Raw genomic sequence first — 15,150 nt, 5'->3', positions numbered from 1 at the left:
GGACGGATCCACCGCGCAGGCCCCGAGCGGTACGGGCTAGCCTGATCACGACATAACGGCCGATTGACCGCCAACCGGGCCGGGCTCGGACGTCGTACCCGGAAGTCGTACACGGAAGAAGGAGGCGCAGCATGGCGGCAGGCGCCCCCCGGGTCTTCGTCTCGCACCTCTCCGGCGTCCCGGTCTTCGACCCCAACGGCGACCAGGTGGGCCGGGTCCGCGATCTGGTCGCGATGCTGCGGGTCGGCGGCCGGCCGCCCCGGCTGCTCGGCCTGGTCGTCGAGGTGCTCAGCCGTCGCCGGATCTTCCTCCCGATGACCCGGGTGACGGGCGTCGAGTCCGGTCAGGTCATCACCACCGGCGTGGTCAACATGCGGCGCTTCGAGCAGCGGCCCACCGAACGGCTGGTGCTCGGCGAGTTCCTCGACCGGCGGGTCCGCCTGGTGGAGACCGGCGAGGAGGTCACCGTCCTCGACGTCGCCATCCAGCAGCTCCCGGCCCGCCGCGACTGGGAGATCGACAAGTACTTCGTGCGCAAGGGCAAGGCCGGGGCGCTGCGCCGCAAGGGCGAGACCCTGACGGTCGACTGGTCGGCCGTCAGCGGGTTCTCGCTGGAGGAGGTGGGGCAGGGCGCCGAGACGCTGGTCGCCACCTTCGAGCGGCTGCGCCCGACGGACGTGGCCAACGCGCTGCACCACCTGTCGCCGAAGCGGCGGGCCGAGGTGGCCGCCGCGCTCGACGACGACCGGCTCGCCGACGTCCTGGAGGAGCTGCCCGAGGACGACCAGGTGGAGATCATCGGCAAGCTCCAGGAGGAACGCGCCGCCGACGTCCTGGAGGCGATGGACCCGGACGACGCGGCCGACCTGCTGTCCGAGCTGCCGGAGGAGGACAAGGAGCGGCTGCTGACGCTGATGCGGCCGGGCGACGCGGCCGACGTGCGGCGCCTGATGTCGTACGAGGAGCGGACCGCGGGCGGGCTGATGACCACCGAGCCGATCATCCTGCGGCCGGACGCGACGATCGCCGACGCCCTCGCCCGGGTCCGGCAGGCCGACCTGTCCCCGGCGCTCGCCGCCCAGGTGTACGTGTGCCGCTCCCCCGACGAGACGCCGACTGGCAAGTACCTGGGCACCGTGCACTTCCAGCGGCTGCTGCGCGATCCGCCGTACACCCTGGTCAGCTCGGTCGTGGACAGCGATCTCGTCCCTCTCGGCCCGGACACCCCGCTGCCGGCCGTGACGAGCTATCTGGCCGCGTACAACCTGGTCTCGGCCCCCGTGGTGGACGAGAGCGGGTCGCTGCTCGGCGCGGTGACGGTGGACGACGTCCTCGACCACCTGCTGCCCGAGGACTGGCGGGAGACCGACTTCCACAGCGAGGAGGGGGTGGCCCGTGACGGCTGAGGAACGCACGAAGACGGGGCCGGCGGGCGCCTCGGGCATCGTGCGCCCGCCGCGCCACCGGCTGGACCAGCCGAAGGACCCGCGCCGCAAGGTGCTGCCCGACTACGACCCGGAGGCGTTCGGCCGGTTCTCCGAACGGATCGCCCGCTTCCTGGGCACCGGGCGGTTCATCGTCTGGATGACGCTGGTCATCATCGTCTGGGTGCTGTGGAACGTCTTCGCGCCCCTGCCGTGGCGGTTCGACCAGTACCCGTTCATCTTCCTGACGCTGATGCTGTCGCTCCAGGCCTCCTACGCGGCCCCGCTGATCCTGCTCGCGCAGAACCGGCAGGACGACCGCGACCGGGTCACCCACGAGCAGGACCGCAAGCAGAACGAGCGCTCCATCGCGGACACCGAGTACCTCACCCGGGAGATCGCGTCGCTGCGGATGGGGCTCGGCGAGGTCGCCACCCGCGACTGGATCCGCTCCGAGCTGGAGGACCTCGTGAAGGACCTGGACGACCGGGAGGCCCTGCTCACGGCCGAGAGTGACGAAGACCACTGACCGGTGCTACTCACCCGTAGCAATGGGCGCCGTACCGCCCTCCCGTCGCCCACCACCACCCTCAAGGAGCGTCGCGCGCACCCGTACTATCGAGGTATGGCTACGGAAGACGCGGTGCTTGAGGCACTGGCGACAGTGAACGACCCGGAGATCCACCGTCCGATCACCGAGCTGGGCATGGTGAAATCCGTCGAGATCGGCGCCGACGGTGCGGTCGCTGTCACGGTCTATCTCACGGTCTCGGGCTGTCCGATGCGCGAGACGATCACCAAGAACGTGACGGACGCGGTCTCCCGTGTCGAGGGCGTCTCCCGGGTCGACGTCACGCTGGACGTGATGAGCGACGAGCAGCGCAAGGAGCTCGCGGCCTCGCTGCGCGGCGGCACGGCGGAGCGCGAGGTGCCGTTCGCCAAGCCCGGCTCGCTGACCCGGGTCTACGCGGTCGCGTCCGGCAAGGGCGGCGTCGGCAAGTCGTCCGTGACGGTGAACCTCGCCGCGGCGATGGCGGCCGAGGGCCTCAAGGTCGGGGTCGTGGACGCGGACATCTACGGGCACAGCGTGCCGCGGATGCTCGGCGCGGACGGGAAGCCGACCCAGGTCGAGAACATGATCATGCCGCCGTCCTCGCACGGCGTGAAGGTCATCTCCATCGGCATGTTCACCCCGGGCAACGCCCCGGTGGTGTGGCGCGGCCCGATGCTCCACCGCGCGCTCCAACAATTCCTCGCCGACGTGTACTGGGGCGACCTGGACGTCCTGCTGCTCGACCTGCCGCCGGGCACCGGTGACATCGCGATCTCGGTGGCCCAGCTGGTGCCGAACGCCGAGATCCTGGTCGTCACGACCCCGCAGCAGGCGGCGGCCGAGGTGGCCGAGCGGGCCGGTTCGATCGCCGTGCAGACCCATCAGAAGATCGTCGGCGTCGTCGAGAACATGTCGGGCATGCCGTGTCCGCACTGCGACGAGATGGTCGACGTGTTCGGCACCGGCGGCGGCGCGAAGGTCGCCGAGGGCCTGACGAGGACGGTCGGCGCGGAGGTGCCGGTGCTCGGCTCCATCCCGATCGACGTGCGGCTGCGCGAGGGCGGCGACGAGGGCAAGCCGGTCGTCCTGTCCGACCCCGACTCCCCGGCCGGCAAGGCGCTGCGCACCATCGCGGACAAGCTGGGCGGCCGCAAGCGCGGTCTGTCGGGCATGTCGCTGGGCATCACCCCGCGCAACAAGTTCTGAGCCGCGGGGCGGTGACCGGCCTTCCGCCGGGCCACCGCCCCGTACCGCTCGTCCCTCCCGGGCCGTGGCCTACGACGCGTACGACGTGATGTCGTCGATCACCGAGAAGCCCAGGCCGTAGGCGCTCATGCCCCGCCCGTACGCGCCGATGTGCACCCCGCCGGGCGCCGAACCCGCCAGCACCCAGCCGAACTCGGACTCGCGGTAGTGGAACGGCACCGGGACGCCGTCCACCGGCAGGGACAGCATCGACCAGGCGGGGCCCTCCAGGTCGTCGGCGAGGTCGAACGCCGTCTCCGTCTGCTGGTTCAGCCAGTCGTCGCGCAGGGCGTGGTCCAGTTGCGGCGGCCAGGTGCAGGCGAGCAGGCCGGAGCCGGCCAGCCAGGCGGCGGAGGAGACCGTGGTGGCGTCCAGCACCCCCGTGCCGTCGCCGCTGTGCCGCACCGGGCTGTTGCCCAGCGAGACGACGACGGCGAACCGCTGCTTCTCCGCGCCCGCGTCCGCCCGTACCGACGGTTCGTCGCCGTGGCCGACGGAACCGTGCTGCACCGCGCCGTCGGCGGCGATGCCCACCTGCATCAGCCGGCGCGGCCCGGTGAAGGCCTCGTCCAGCCCGTACCAGGGAAATCCGGCCGCCAAGTAGCCGTCGACGATGCGCCGGGCCACCGGACTCCCCTCTGCGGTGACCGTGCTCGGCGCGTCCTCCGCGCCCACCCGACTCGTCGTCCCCATCTGTCCGGCCGCCTCCTCGATCCGTTGGGCCCGGAGCGGCCCGCCCCCCGACGGGCGTCCTCACTTCCGGACAGATGGAGAATAGCCATACCGTCCGGACGAGCCCGGTTGGCGGGGGGTCAGGTGGCGTCGGCGTCGAAGGGCGAGTGCTTGTCCCCGGCCGGCTGATCACGCTTCTTGAGCAGGTCGGGAGCGCCCGGGGAGCCGTTGGCGGCGGCGATCGCCGGGCTGCTCGACACGCCGCTGCGCGAGTCGGCGGACTCCGCGTCCACGCTCTCCCGGCCGTTCACCGCGTCGGTGATCTCGTTGAGGTCCTTGCGCAGGTCGAAGGTCTCGCGGATCTCCTTCAGCCCCAGGTCGTCGTTGCCGTCCATGAGCTGCTTGCGGACGAACGTCTTGGGGTTGAGGTCCTCGAACTCGAAGTCCTTGAACTCCGGGCCGAGTTCCGTGCGGATGTCCTCCTTGGCGCTCTCCGAGAAGTCACGGACCTTGCGGATGAAGCGCGAGGCGTCCTGGATGACCTTGGGCAGCTTGTCCGGGCCGAAGATCAGCACGCCCAGGATCCCGAGCGTCACCAGCTCGAGTACGCCTATGTCATTGAACACCCTGTTGCTCCTCGTGTTCTCCGGGGCCGTGTCGGTCGAGGTCCGGACCCGGCCCACGGTACCCGCCGAAACTGCCGTCGCGGTAGCGCACGGGGGCTGTCACGTGCCGGTTGCCGACCCGAGAGTCACAGAGATGGACAGGTCTTTACCACCGCGTGTCAGACCGAGGTCCAGACGGTCGCCGGGCCGGTGGGCGCGGATCTTCACGATCAGTTCCTCGCCGCTGTGCACCCGGCGGCCGTCGACCTCCGTGATGACGTCCCCGGGCCTGATGCCGGCCTTGGCGCCGGGTCCGCCGGGCGTCACCGCGGGGTTGCCGTCCGCGCCCTTGGTGCCGACCCGGGCGCCGTCCCCGGTGTACTTCATGTCGAGCGTGACGCCGATCACCGGGTGGGTGGCCCGGCCGGTCGCGATCAGTTCCTCGGCGACCCGCTTGCCCTGGTTGATCGGGATGGCGAAGCCGAGGCCGATGGAGCCGGCCTGGCCGCCCTCGCCCGCCGAACCGCTGTCGGCGGCGCGGATGGCGCTGTTGATGCCTATGACCTGGGCCTTGCCGTCGACGAGCGGGCCGCCGGAGTTGCCCGGGTTGATCGGGGCGTCGGTCTGCAGCGCGTCGACGTAGCTGATGTCGCTGCCGTCGCCCTTCTCGCCGCCCGCGGTGATCGGCCGGTCCTTGGCGCTGATGATGCCGGAGGTCACCGTGTTGGACAGGTCGAAGGGGGCGCCGATGGCCACCACCGGGTCACCGACCTGCACGTTGTCGGAGTTGCCCAGCGGCAGCGGCTTGAGGCCGGAGACGCCGGAGACCTTGACCACGGCCAGGTCGTAGCCGCTGTCCTTGCCGACGATCTCGCCGCGCGCCGTCTCGCCGCCGCTGAACGTCACGGTGATGTCGCCGGACGAACCGGCCGGGGCGACGACGTGGTTGTTGGTGAGGATGTGGCCGGACTTGTCGAGGACGAAGCCGGTGCCGGTGCCGGACTCGCCGGTGCCGCTGACGTGCAGGGTGACCACGCTCGGCAGGGCGCTGGCGGCGATCCCGGCGACGCTGTCGGGGGCCCGGCCGCCGCTGTCGCGGCCGGCCTGCGGCAGTTCGATCCGGGTGAGGCCGCCGTTGCGCTCGATGTAGGCCCCGATGCCGCCGCCGATGCCGCCCGCCACCAGGGCGAGCAGCACCGCGCCGATGAGGAGCGAGCCGCGCCGCTGCTTCCTGCGGCCGGTGTCGGCCCCGAGCGGCGGGCCCGGGTTGGTGGTGAGCGGCTGCCGGGGCGCGCCCCAGGGGTCGTACTGGAGCCACTGCGCCGGCTGGGCCGGCTGCGACGGGTGCGCGGCGGGTGCCGCTTGGGAGTGCTGGGGCTGCTGAGGGTGTGGCTGCTGGGACGTGTGGGGCGGGGGCGTGAAGCCGGGGGCGGGGGCGGCCGGTGCTGCCGGGGCCGCGGCGAGTGGGGCGGGGGTGCCCGCCCCGTTCGTCCCGGTGTACTGCGGGGGTACGGAGGTGCCGTGCGCGGGGGTCGGGACCGGGCGCTGCACGGGGGGTGCGGGCGCCCAGGGGCCGGGGCCGCCGTAGGGCGGGGTGCTGTACTCGTCGGGCTCGTGCAGCGGCTTCATCGGCTGCCCGGACGCCATGGGCCCGACGGCCGGGGCCTCGGGGAGCGGTGTCCCGGAAGCGGGGGTCCGGTCCTGGCCCGGGACCGCCGGTACCGGCCCGGGGCGTCGGCCGCCGGGGCGTGGGGCCCGGCGGCCGGGGGTGCCACGGTGGTGCGGGAGTCGTCCGGCGCGGACGGCTCCGGGCCCGCGGGCGCCTGCGCGGCGTCCGCCGTCGGGAGCCCGGTCGTCGGCGCGCCCGCGGAGTCGGCCGCGGGCGGCGCGTCCTCGACGGGGGACGAGGACTCGTCCGGCGTCGTGCGGGTGGCGCGTCCCGGTGTGGGACGGCTCCACCACTTCGCCTTCGGCCCGGTGGACTTCCCGTCTTCCATGCTCTCCCCGCAACTGCCTCAACTGGCCCGTGCACGCCCCGGCAGGGGCGTCCCTCCCGGAACTGCTCCAGGAATTCAACCAGGTTTGCGAATGCTTGCGCAGACCCCGGTCAACGCCGGACGGAAAGCGGCAGGCCGCGCTCGACGGGGGTGGGAAGAGCCGAGGCCGACGGTTGCGCCCATGACGACGGTGGCGGGGGCGGTGGGGGTGCGTAGGGCGTCGGGGACGGCGGGGTGAGGCGTCCGAGCACCTTGGCGAAGAGGGGGGTGGGGTCGGTCGGACGTATCAGGGAGGGCGCGGACATGTTCGTCAGGACCTGGGTGGTGAAGGGACCGCCCATGAGGCTCCCGGTGGACATCACCGCGGACGTGGAGAGGGTGGCGGGGGTGGCCGCAGGGGGTGCGGCCATCGTGCCCGGAGCGGTCGACGGGGCCGCCACGGCCGTGCGTTCGCCCTCCTTCGCCGCCGTGAGCCTGCCGTGACCACCACTGTTGTTGCGACGGGCGGCCGGGCTGCCGCCATCGCCGCGCGAAGTGGTGTCGAAGGGGGTCACGGCGTTCCCGGAGCCCGAGGCGCGGGCCGCGGCACCGCTCCCGGAGCTCGTGGGCAGGGCGCCGCCGAGGGCGATGGCCGCCAGCGAGACGGCGCTCGCCGCCGCGAAGGCGAATCTCCGGCCCCGCCAGGGCGAGCGGTCGGCCTCCCGCCCCACCTCATGGATCCGGAAACCGGAACGGGAGGATCTGCCCGGCAGCACGGCGGTCGAGCCGTGCGGGGCCGGCAGGAAGCCGAAGCCGCCGAGCGGGGAGCCCCCCGACGGATCCGTACGGCTGCCGGACGGCCGGACCACGGGGAAGAGCCCGTCGGCGAAGCGTCCGGTGCCGCCGAACGGTCTTCCCTCGTCGTCGCCGTCACCTCCCGGCCCGCCGGGAAGGCCCTGCAACCGGGCGAGGAACCCCTCGGACGGCGAGGGCGGGGCGGACTGCGCGAAGACGCTCTTCAGGCGCCGCTGGTCTGCGGCCTCGGCCTTGCACTTGGCGCAGGTCGCGAGGTGGGCGAGCACCCGGTCCCGGGCGTCGTGTTCGAGTTCGCCGTCGACCAGCGCGGCGAGGCGATCCCCCAGGTGTTGTTCCGCGGGGGTCGGACCTGTGCCACTCACGCCGTTCCGCCCTCCCCCGCAAGTACCGCGCCCGCCAGCGAGCGCTGCTCGGCACGGGCCGCGGGCGAACGGTGCTGCAGCGCCTTGCGCAGGTGCGAGCGGCCCCGGTGGATACGGCTGCGCACGGTGCCGAGCTTCACGCCCAGCGTCGCGGCGATCTCCTCGTACGAGAGGCCCTCGATGTCGCAGAGCACGACGGCGGCACGGAACTCGGGCGCGAGGGTGTCCAGCGCCTGCTGCACGTCCGCGTCGAAGTGGCTGTCGTTGAAGACCTGCTGCGGGGACGGCTCACGGCTCGGCAGCCGCTCGGCGGCGTCGTCCCCGAGGGAGTCGAAGCGGATGCGCTGCTTGCGACGGACCATGTCCAGGAACAGGTTGGTCGTGATGCGGTGCAGCCAGCCCTCGAAGGTGCCGGGCGTGTAGGTCGACAGCGACCGGAACACGCGGACGAAGACTTCCTGGGTGAGGTCCTCGGCGTCGTGCTGGTTGCCCGTCAGTCGGTAGGCGAGGCGGTAGACCCGGCCGCTGTGCGTGCTGACGATCTCTTCCCATGAGGGCGGTGTCCACGCCTGGGAGTCCGCATCGGAGGCGAAGGTCGCGGTCGGTGCGGAGTCGTTGGAAGAACGGTCAGCGATGTAGGTCACGGATTTCGGCTCACCCGCCGACCTGAGAAAGCGCCGCAGCACTCCTCCCCGATCCACAGGCGCAGCCGCACCTCCCCTGTCGGCTCTGGTGGTGTCCAGTGGAGTCCCTACCATAGCCACCTCGCCCGTTAGCTCCGGATAAGCCTTTTTCCTGCTGGGGGCGGGGACGGGCCCCGGGAAAGCGTCGGCCCGTGGCTGCCCGGACCCGATCTGCGGGGCCGGTCCCACGGGCTCTCCCCCGCCTCCTCATAACGCCCGGTCCCATCTGCGGGTTCCCGGGTTCAGCGGATACAGTCACCGTTGCGCCAACTACGGGGACAGGAGAGGGTCATTACCGCCAACCGGCAGACGAGCTGGGCGTTCGCCGACGCCTTTGTCGCCGAGGACGAAGCAGTGCGCTGGGCCAGGGACCGGGCCCGGGACGCAGGGCTCCGCCCGGTGTCGCCAGGCACCGGCGCAGCGCTGCGCCTGCTCGCTGCCACGACGGACGCCAAAGCGGTGGCCGAAATCGGCACCGGCACCGGCGTGTCCGGACTCTATCTGCTGCACGGCATGCGGCCCGACGGGGTGCTGACCACGGTCGACCCGGAGCCCGAGCGCCAGCAGTTCGCCCGCGAGGCGTTCCGGGCCGCGGGCTTCGCCGCCAACCGCTCCCGCTTCATCCCCGGCCGCGCCCTGGACGTGCTGCCGCGGCTCGCGGACGGCGGGTACGACCTCGTGTTCTGCGACGGCGACCGGCTGGAGAGCCTGGACTGTCTCGCCGAAGCGTTGCGTCTGCTGCGGCCCGGGGGCCTCGTCTGCTTCGAGGGCGTCTTCGCCGACGGCCGTACGGTCGACTCCTCGGCCCAGCCCGCGGAGGTGCTGCGGGTGCGGGAGCTGCTGCGCACGGTGCGGGAGAGCCAGGAGCTGATGGCGACGCTGCTGCCGGTGGGCGACGGGCTGCTGTGCGCGGTGCGCCGGGGCTGAGCGACGGGGCCGGGCGACCGGACCGGGACCGGGAGCCGGCGGGCGGCAGACCGCAGGCGACAGGCCCACAGGGTTCCCGAGGCTTCCGGCCCTCCCGTGCGCTCCCGCGCGCTCCCGTTCGTCAGGCTTCCCGGACTCCGTTCCGGGCGGTCCCGGATCGTCGTGAACGCATCACTGCCCCGGCACGGGCTCCGTGCCGGGGCAGTGATGAAGAGTGAACGCCGCTGTTCAGCCGACGACCTTCTTGAGGGCGTCGCCGAGTGCATCGGCCTCGTCCGGCGTCAGCTCCACGACAAGCCGACCGCCGCCTTCGAGCGGAACGCGCATGACGATGCCCCGCCCCTCCTTTGTCACCTCGAGCGGGCCGTCGCCCGTCCGCGGCTTCATGGCCGCCATGCTCGTTCCCCTTCCTGAAACCAGCTCATCGCAACCGGCGGCCCCACTGACAGGCGCTGTGTCACCGGCATCGAACACATTGCTTCCAGGTCATTATCCCGCATCACAGACCCCGATGACCAACCTCGGTCGGCATCGCTTGTGCAACGCGCTCTCGCAAAACCACCCATTTCGGCGATCGACCTGCGATACTCCGTCGCCCTCGCCCCTCTGCCGGGGTGCAATTGTTAGACGCAGGTCACATGTCGGCTTCCCGTCGCGTCGGCCATGCTTGCCTGGACAGGCACCGACCGAGGCCCGGAGGGGACAACGAAATGGCCGATCACATGGCGGACAGCGTGCTCTACGAGGTGAGCGACGGACTCGCGACGATCACCCTCAACCGCCCCGACGCGATGAATGCCATGGACACGGCTGCCAAGGTGGCGCTCCGGGACGCGCTGGAGGCCGCTGCCGCCGACACCGCCGTACGGGCCGTTCTGCTCACCGCGACCGGGCGCGCCTTCTGCGTGGGGCAGGACCTGAAGGAGCACGTGGCCAAGCTCGCCGAGGCCCGCGAGTCGGACGGCGGCAACGCGCTGAGCACCGTGCGGGAGCACTACAACCCGATCGTCCGGGCCCTCACCGGGATGCCCAAGCCGGTCGTCGCCGGGGTGAACGGCGTCGCCGCGGGCGCCGGTTTCGGCTTCGCGCTCGCCTGCGACTACCGGGTGGTGGCCGACACCGCCTCGTTCAACACCTCGTTCGCCGGGGTGGCGCTCACCGCCGACTCGGGCGTCTCCTGGACGCTGCCCCGGCTGATCGGGCAGAGCCGCGCCGCCGATCTGCTGTTCTTCCCGCGCTCGATCTCCGCGCAGGACGCGTACGAGCTGGGCATCGTGAACAAGCTGGTGCCCGCGGCGGACCTGGCCGCCGAGGCCGCCGCCGTGGCCCGTGCCCTGGCGTCAGGCCCCACGGTGGCGTACGCCGCGCTCAAGGAGTCCCTGGCCCACGGCGCCGGGCACACGCTCGACGAGGCGCTGGAGAAGGAGGACGAGCTCCAGACCCGGGCGGGCGCGTCCGAGGACCACACGATCGCGGTGCAGGCCTTCCTGAACAAGGAGAAGCCGAAGTACCTCGGCCGGTAGGGCCGAGAACCGGCAGCGACGAGAACCCGAGGGCCCCGAAGGTGCCGGGCCGGGTCCCGGCGGGCGGGTTACGCGCCGCCGCCGCGTGCCACGCAGTCGGCCAGGTGGTCATTGACCAGGCCGCACGCCTGCATCAGGGCGTAGGCGGTGGTGGGCCCGACGAAGCGCAGGCCGTGCTTCTTGAGGTCCTTGGCCAGCGCCGTCGACTCCGGTGTGACGGCGGGGACGTCGCCGAGGGCGCGCGGGGCGGGGCGGCCCACCGGGTCGGGGGCGTGGGACCAGATCAGCTCGTCCAGCTCGCCGGCGCGCCAGCCGGCCAGCACCTTGGCGTTGGCGAGGGTGGCCTCGATCTTCGCCCGGTTGCGGATGATGCCCGCGTCGGCGAGGAGGCGTTCCTCGTCGGCGCCGGTGAACTCCGCCACCGCGGCGATCTTGAACCCGGCGAAGGCGGACCGGAAGCCCTCGCGGCGGCGCAGGATCGTCAGCCAGGACAGGCCCGACTGGAACGCCTCCAGGCAGAGCCGTTCGAAGAGGGCGTCGTCGCCGTGGACGGGGCGGCCCCATTCGGTGTCGTGGTACGCGAGGTAGTCCTCGGTGGCGAGCCCCCAGGGGCAGCGCAGTCCCCCGTCCGGGGCGGCCTCGGCTCCGCCGCTCATCGCCGGGGCTCCTCTCCGGGGTACTCGGGATGGTCGTGTCCGCTCCCGCCGGGCTCCTGCTCGGGCGCCTCCCACGGCGCTCTGTGGCGTTCCTCGGACGGTTCCACGGCCGGCTTCCCGAACAGGCCGGGGCCGCCGACCGCGGTGGCCTGGGCACCGGCCAGCGCCGACTCCAGCTCCGCGATCCGCGCGTCCCGCTCGGCGAGTTCGGCAGCGAGGCGGTCGAGCACCTCGTCCACCTCCGTCATCCGGTAGCCGCGCGCGGCCACCGGGAGCCGCAGCGCCTCGATGTCCGCGCGGCCCACCGGGCGTGTCTCCGGCAGCGGGTCGGTCAGCTGCTCGGGCGCCACGTCCTGCAGGACCGCGCTCTTCCCCCCGCCGACCACCGCGAGGGTGACCGCGGCCACGACGACCACCATCGTCAGCAGCAAGAACCAGAACACGCGCATCTCCCCATGGGCGGAAACCTGTCCGGGTCCGATCGTGCCATGCGGCACCGACAACCGGGGCCCGTCCGCCCCGGACCGCGGCCCGACAACCGAAGTCCGCCCGACCCGGACCGCAAGGCCGAGGGCCGGGGTCCGTCCGGCCGGGACCGTGGGACCGGCGGCCGGGACCAGGCGATAACTTGGCGGGCACGGCCCAGGGCGCAGGCGACCCGCGGGGCGATCTACCGGAGGAGAGACACGGGATGCGAAGCGGTGCGCTGAGACTGGGACGGCGCGAATTCGGTGCGCACGAGCCGGTGATCATGGCGATCGTGAACCGCACCCCGGATTCCTTCTACGACCAGGGCGCGACCTTCCGGGACGAACCGGCGCTCGCCCGGGTCGAGCAGGCGATCGCGGACGGTGCGGCGATCGTCGACATCGGGGGCGTGAAGGCGGGCCCCGGTGAGGAGGTGACCGCCGAGGAGGAGGCCCGCCGCACGGTGGGGTTCGTCGCGGAGGTGCGCCGCCGCCACCCGGACGTGGTGATCAGCGTCGACACCTGGCGGCACGACGTGGGCGCGGCGGTCTGCGAGGCCGGCGCGGACGTGCTGAACGACGCGTGGGGCGGCTTCGACCCGAAGCTCGCGGAGGTCGCCGCGCGGTACGGCGCCGGGCTGGTGTGCACGCACGCGGGCGGCGCCGAGCCCCGGACCCGGCCGCACCGGGTCGGGTACGAGGACGTGATGGCGGACATCCTGCGGGTGACGGTGGGGCTGGCCGAGCGGGCGGTCGCGCTCGGGGTGCGGCCCGACGGGATCATGATCGACCCCGGTCACGACTTCGGGAAGAACACCCGGCACTCCCTGGAGGCGACCCGGCGGCTCGGCGAGATGACGGAGACCGGCTGGCCGGTCCTGGTGTCGCTGTCCAACAAGGACTTCGTCGGCGAGACGCTCGACCGGCCGGTGAAGGAGCGGGTGCTCGGGACGCTGGCGACGACGGCCGTGTCGGCGTGGCTGGGCGCGCAGGTCTACCGGGTGCACGAGGTGGCGGAGACCCGGCAGGTCCTGGACATGGTGGCGTCGATCGCCGGTCACCGGGAGCCCGCGGTGGCCCGCCGCGGCCTGGCCTGAGGACCGCGGGGGCCAGGGCGGGACGGGAGCGGCCGGCCGGACGTGGGGCCGGGGCCGGGACGGACGCCTGCCCCGGTACCGGGCACGGCCCGGCCCGCCCCGGATCCAGCCCGGGCCCGGTCTAGCGGCCGACCTCCTTCGTCACGAGGTCGACCGCCTCGTCCACGTCGTCCGTGACGTGGAACAGCAGCAGGTCGTGCTCGGACGCCTTGCCCTGGGCCACCACCGTGTCCCGCAGCCAGTCCACGAGGCCGCTCCAGTACTTGGTGCCGAACAGCACGATCGGGAAGCGGGTCACCTTGCCCGTCTGGACGAGGGTGAGGGCCTCGAAGAGTTCGTCCAGGGTGCCGAGGCCGCCGGGCAGCACGACGAAGCCCTGCGCGTACTTCACGAACATCGTCTTGCGGACGAAGAAGTAGCGGAAGTTCACCCCGATGTCGACGTGCGGGTTGAGGCCCGACTCGAAGGGCAGCTCGATGCCGAGGCCGACCGAGATGCCCTTCGCCTCCCGCGCCCCCTTGTTCGCCGCCTCCATCGCGCCGGGCCCGCCCCCGGTGATCACCGCGAAGCCCGCCTCCACCAGGGCCTTGCCGATCCGTACGCCCGCCTCGTAGTCGGGTCCGTCGGCCGGGGTGCGGGCGGAGCCGAAGACGCTGATGGCGCTCGGCAGTTCGGCCAGCGTGCCGAAGCCCTCGACGAACTCCGACTGGATGCGCATCACCCGCCATGGGTCGGTGTGCACCCACTCGGAGTCGCCCTCGGTGTCCAGCAGCCGCTGGTCGGTGGTGCCGGGCTGAATCTGTTCCCTGCGGCGCAGTACCGGTCCGAGCCGCTGCTCCTCGGGGACGCGCGCTCCCTCGGGGTTGCCCATGACCTGCTCCCTCCGACGATCGACGGCCGTCCGACGGCGGCCGTCCGTTGTCAGCTCAGGGTAGATCGCCGGAGGTTACGACCAGGGGAATACCGTCGGTCAGCCGGTCAGCCAGGAGCGGAGGCGCTCCTCGCAGTGGGTGATCCGCTCGACCTTCACGTGCTCGTCGCGCTTGTGCGCCAGGAGCGGGTCGCCGGGTCCGTAGTTCACGGCGGGGATGCCGAGGGAGCCGAAGCGGGCGACGTCCGTCCAGCCGAACTTGGGCCGGGCGGTGCCGCCGACCGCCGCCATGAACGCCTGGGCCGCCGGGTGGGAGAGGCCGGGCATGGCCGCGCCCGAGTGGTCGTCGACGACGAATTCGGCGACGCCGCAGTCCGCGAAGACCTCGTGGACGTGGGCCAGGGCCTCCTCGGCGGTGCGGTCGGGGGCGTACCGGTAGTTCACGACGACGGTGCAGGCGTCGGGGATGACGTTGTTGGCGACGCCGCCCTCGATCCGTACCGCGTTCAGGCCCTCGCGGTATTCGAGGCCGTCGATGACCGGGCGGCGCGGCTCGTACGCGGCGAGGCGGGCCAGGATCGGGGCGGCGGCGTGGATGGCGTTGGAGCCCATCCAGCCGCGTGCGGAGTGGGACCGCTCGCCCTCGGTGCGCAGGAAGACCCGCAGGGTGCCCTGGCAGCCGCCCTCGACCTCGCCGTCGGAGCCCTCCAGCAGGACCGCGAAGTCGCCCGCGAGCCAGTCCGGGTGGGCGTCGGCGATGTGGCCGAGCCCGTTGAGGTGCGCGGCGACCTCCTCGTTGTCGTAGAAGACGAAGGTCAGGTCGCGGTTGGGTGCGGGCACGGTCGCGGCGATCCTCAGCTGGACGGCGACGCCCGACTTCATGTCGGAGGTGCCGCAGCCCCACAGCAGGCCGTCGGCGTCGAGCCGGGACGGCACGTTGTCCGCGATCGGCACGGTGTCGATGTGCCCGGCGAGCACGACCCGCTCGGCGCGGCCCAGGTGCGTCCTGGCCACGATGTTGTTGCCGTGCCGGTCGACGGTCAGGTGCGGGAGCGTGCGCAGCGCCGACTCGATCGCGTCGGCGAGGTCCTTCTCCTGACCGCTGACCGAGGGGAAGTCGACGAGCGCGGCGGTGAGTGCCGGGCCGTCCAGGGTGAGGTCAAGTGTGGTTTCGGGCATGGCACCGACCCTAACGACCCCGCCCGCGGCCGGCAGGGCCGTCCCACTGCCGATTGCCAATCCTGGGCGGGACCGGGCAGGACCATGCGGACCG

Annotated in this window: 17 protein-coding genes; 6 read left to right on the top strand and 11 right to left on the bottom strand. The window is 72.6% G+C overall.

From position 1 onward, the window contains the following. Nucleotides 1-131: 131 nt before the first annotated feature. The 3 genes from OCT49_RS23700 (at nucleotide 132) to OCT49_RS23690 (ending at nucleotide 3,183) form a co-directional block, all read left to right on the top strand. A complete protein-coding gene (locus OCT49_RS23700; protein WP_283853849.1) occupies nucleotides 132-1,406 on the top strand; it encodes a magnesium transporter MgtE N-terminal domain-containing protein in 1,275 nt (424 codons plus the stop codon). Continuing rightward, entirely contained in the window at nucleotides 1,396-1,953 is a 558-nt protein-coding gene (locus OCT49_RS23695; RefSeq protein WP_283853848.1) for a DUF1003 domain-containing protein, read from the top strand. The genes OCT49_RS23700 and OCT49_RS23695 overlap by 11 nt, the downstream gene beginning before the upstream one ends. Before the next feature lie 96 nt (nucleotides 1,954-2,049). After that, nucleotides 2,050-3,183, top strand: coding sequence for an Mrp/NBP35 family ATP-binding protein (locus tag OCT49_RS23690; protein WP_283853847.1), 1,134 nt, complete (start codon nucleotides 2,050-2,052; stop codon nucleotides 3,181-3,183). A gap of 69 nt (nucleotides 3,184-3,252) precedes the next feature. Here the strand turns inward: OCT49_RS23690 and OCT49_RS23685 are convergent, their stop codons facing one another. The 6 genes from OCT49_RS23685 to sigE form a co-directional block, all read right to left on the bottom strand. Continuing rightward, nucleotides 3,253-3,915 carry a hypothetical protein gene (locus OCT49_RS23685; protein ID WP_283853846.1) on the bottom strand — a complete coding sequence of 221 codons (663 nt, stop codon included), beginning with the start codon at nucleotides 3,913-3,915 and terminating at the stop codon, nucleotides 3,253-3,255. Nucleotides 3,916-4,034: 119 nt separating this feature from the next. Next, complete coding sequence (locus OCT49_RS23680) at nucleotides 4,035-4,520, bottom strand: sec-independent translocase (RefSeq protein WP_283853845.1); 486 nt, start codon at nucleotides 4,518-4,520, stop codon at nucleotides 4,035-4,037. A 99-nt stretch (nucleotides 4,521-4,619) separates the two neighbouring features. Continuing rightward, entirely contained in the window at nucleotides 4,620-6,146 is a 1,527-nt protein-coding gene (locus tag OCT49_RS23675; RefSeq protein WP_283853844.1) for a S1C family serine protease, read from the bottom strand. Continuing rightward, a complete protein-coding gene (locus tag OCT49_RS23670) occupies nucleotides 6,125-6,496 on the bottom strand; it encodes a hypothetical protein (RefSeq protein ID WP_283853843.1) in 372 nt (123 codons plus the stop codon). The genes OCT49_RS23675 and OCT49_RS23670 overlap by 22 nt, the downstream gene beginning before the upstream one ends. Nucleotides 6,497-6,606: 110 nt before the next feature. Continuing rightward, nucleotides 6,607-7,653 carry an anti-sigma factor family protein gene (locus OCT49_RS23665; protein WP_283853842.1) on the bottom strand — a complete coding sequence of 349 codons (1,047 nt, stop codon included), beginning with the start codon at nucleotides 7,651-7,653 and terminating at the stop codon, nucleotides 6,607-6,609. Then, complete coding sequence (sigE, locus tag OCT49_RS23660; RefSeq protein WP_262375829.1) at nucleotides 7,650-8,411, bottom strand: RNA polymerase sigma factor SigE; 762 nt, start codon at nucleotides 8,409-8,411, stop codon at nucleotides 7,650-7,652. Before sigE ends, OCT49_RS23665 begins: the two co-directional genes overlap by 4 nt. Nucleotides 8,412-8,597: 186 nt before the next feature. Here sigE and OCT49_RS23655 point away from each other — a divergent pair, with 186 nt between their 5' ends. Next, entirely contained in the window at nucleotides 8,598-9,263 is a 666-nt protein-coding gene (locus OCT49_RS23655; RefSeq protein ID WP_283853841.1) for an O-methyltransferase, read from the top strand. 228 nt (nucleotides 9,264-9,491) lie between these two features. On the opposite strand, the gene OCT49_RS23650 is transcribed toward OCT49_RS23655, so the two are convergent. Further along, complete coding sequence (locus tag OCT49_RS23650; protein ID WP_003966491.1) at nucleotides 9,492-9,659, bottom strand: DUF3117 domain-containing protein; 168 nt, start codon at nucleotides 9,657-9,659, stop codon at nucleotides 9,492-9,494. A 314-nt stretch (nucleotides 9,660-9,973) separates the two neighbouring features. Here OCT49_RS23650 and chcB point away from each other — a divergent pair, with 314 nt between their 5' ends. Then, nucleotides 9,974-10,786: a 2-cyclohexenylcarbonyl CoA isomerase gene (gene chcB, locus OCT49_RS23645; RefSeq protein WP_283853840.1), complete on the top strand. Its 813-nt coding sequence runs from the start codon at nucleotides 9,974-9,976 to the stop codon at nucleotides 10,784-10,786. Between the two features lie 68 nt (nucleotides 10,787-10,854). Here the strand turns inward: chcB and OCT49_RS23640 are convergent, their stop codons facing one another. Both OCT49_RS23640 and OCT49_RS23635 read right to left on the bottom strand, forming a co-directional pair. Then, nucleotides 10,855-11,442: a DNA-3-methyladenine glycosylase I gene (locus tag OCT49_RS23640; RefSeq protein WP_283853839.1), complete on the bottom strand. Its 588-nt coding sequence runs from the start codon at nucleotides 11,440-11,442 to the stop codon at nucleotides 10,855-10,857. After that, complete coding sequence (locus OCT49_RS23635) at nucleotides 11,439-11,885, bottom strand: DivIVA domain-containing protein (protein ID WP_283853838.1); 447 nt, start codon at nucleotides 11,883-11,885, stop codon at nucleotides 11,439-11,441. The genes OCT49_RS23640 and OCT49_RS23635 overlap by 4 nt, the downstream gene beginning before the upstream one ends. 248 nt (nucleotides 11,886-12,133) lie before the next feature. Between OCT49_RS23635 and folP the strand changes: the two genes are divergently transcribed. After that, on the top strand, nucleotides 12,134-13,006 hold the full coding sequence (folP, locus tag OCT49_RS23630) for a dihydropteroate synthase (protein ID WP_283853837.1): 873 nt from the start codon (nucleotides 12,134-12,136) through the stop codon (nucleotides 13,004-13,006). Nucleotides 13,007-13,127: 121 nt separating this feature from the next. On the opposite strand, the gene OCT49_RS23625 is transcribed toward folP, so the two are convergent. Then, the gene (locus OCT49_RS23625) at nucleotides 13,128-13,877 is read right to left on the bottom strand and encodes an LOG family protein (RefSeq protein WP_283853836.1); all 750 of its coding nucleotides are present in this window, start codon (nucleotides 13,875-13,877) and stop codon (nucleotides 13,128-13,130) included. A gap of 99 nt (nucleotides 13,878-13,976) precedes the next feature. Further along, nucleotides 13,977-15,056 (bottom strand): succinyl-diaminopimelate desuccinylase, encoded by a 1,080-nt coding sequence (gene dapE / locus OCT49_RS23620; RefSeq protein WP_283853835.1) that lies wholly within the window; start codon nucleotides 15,054-15,056, stop codon nucleotides 13,977-13,979. Nucleotides 15,057-15,150: the final 94 nt, after the last annotated feature.

It is taken from the genome of Streptomyces sp. ML-6, assembly GCF_030116705.1.
Lineage (GTDB): Bacteria > Actinomycetota > Actinomycetes > Streptomycetales > Streptomycetaceae > Streptomyces.
Note: the sequence above shows the minus strand (reverse complement) of the source record. Positions and strands in the feature narration are given on the sequence as shown.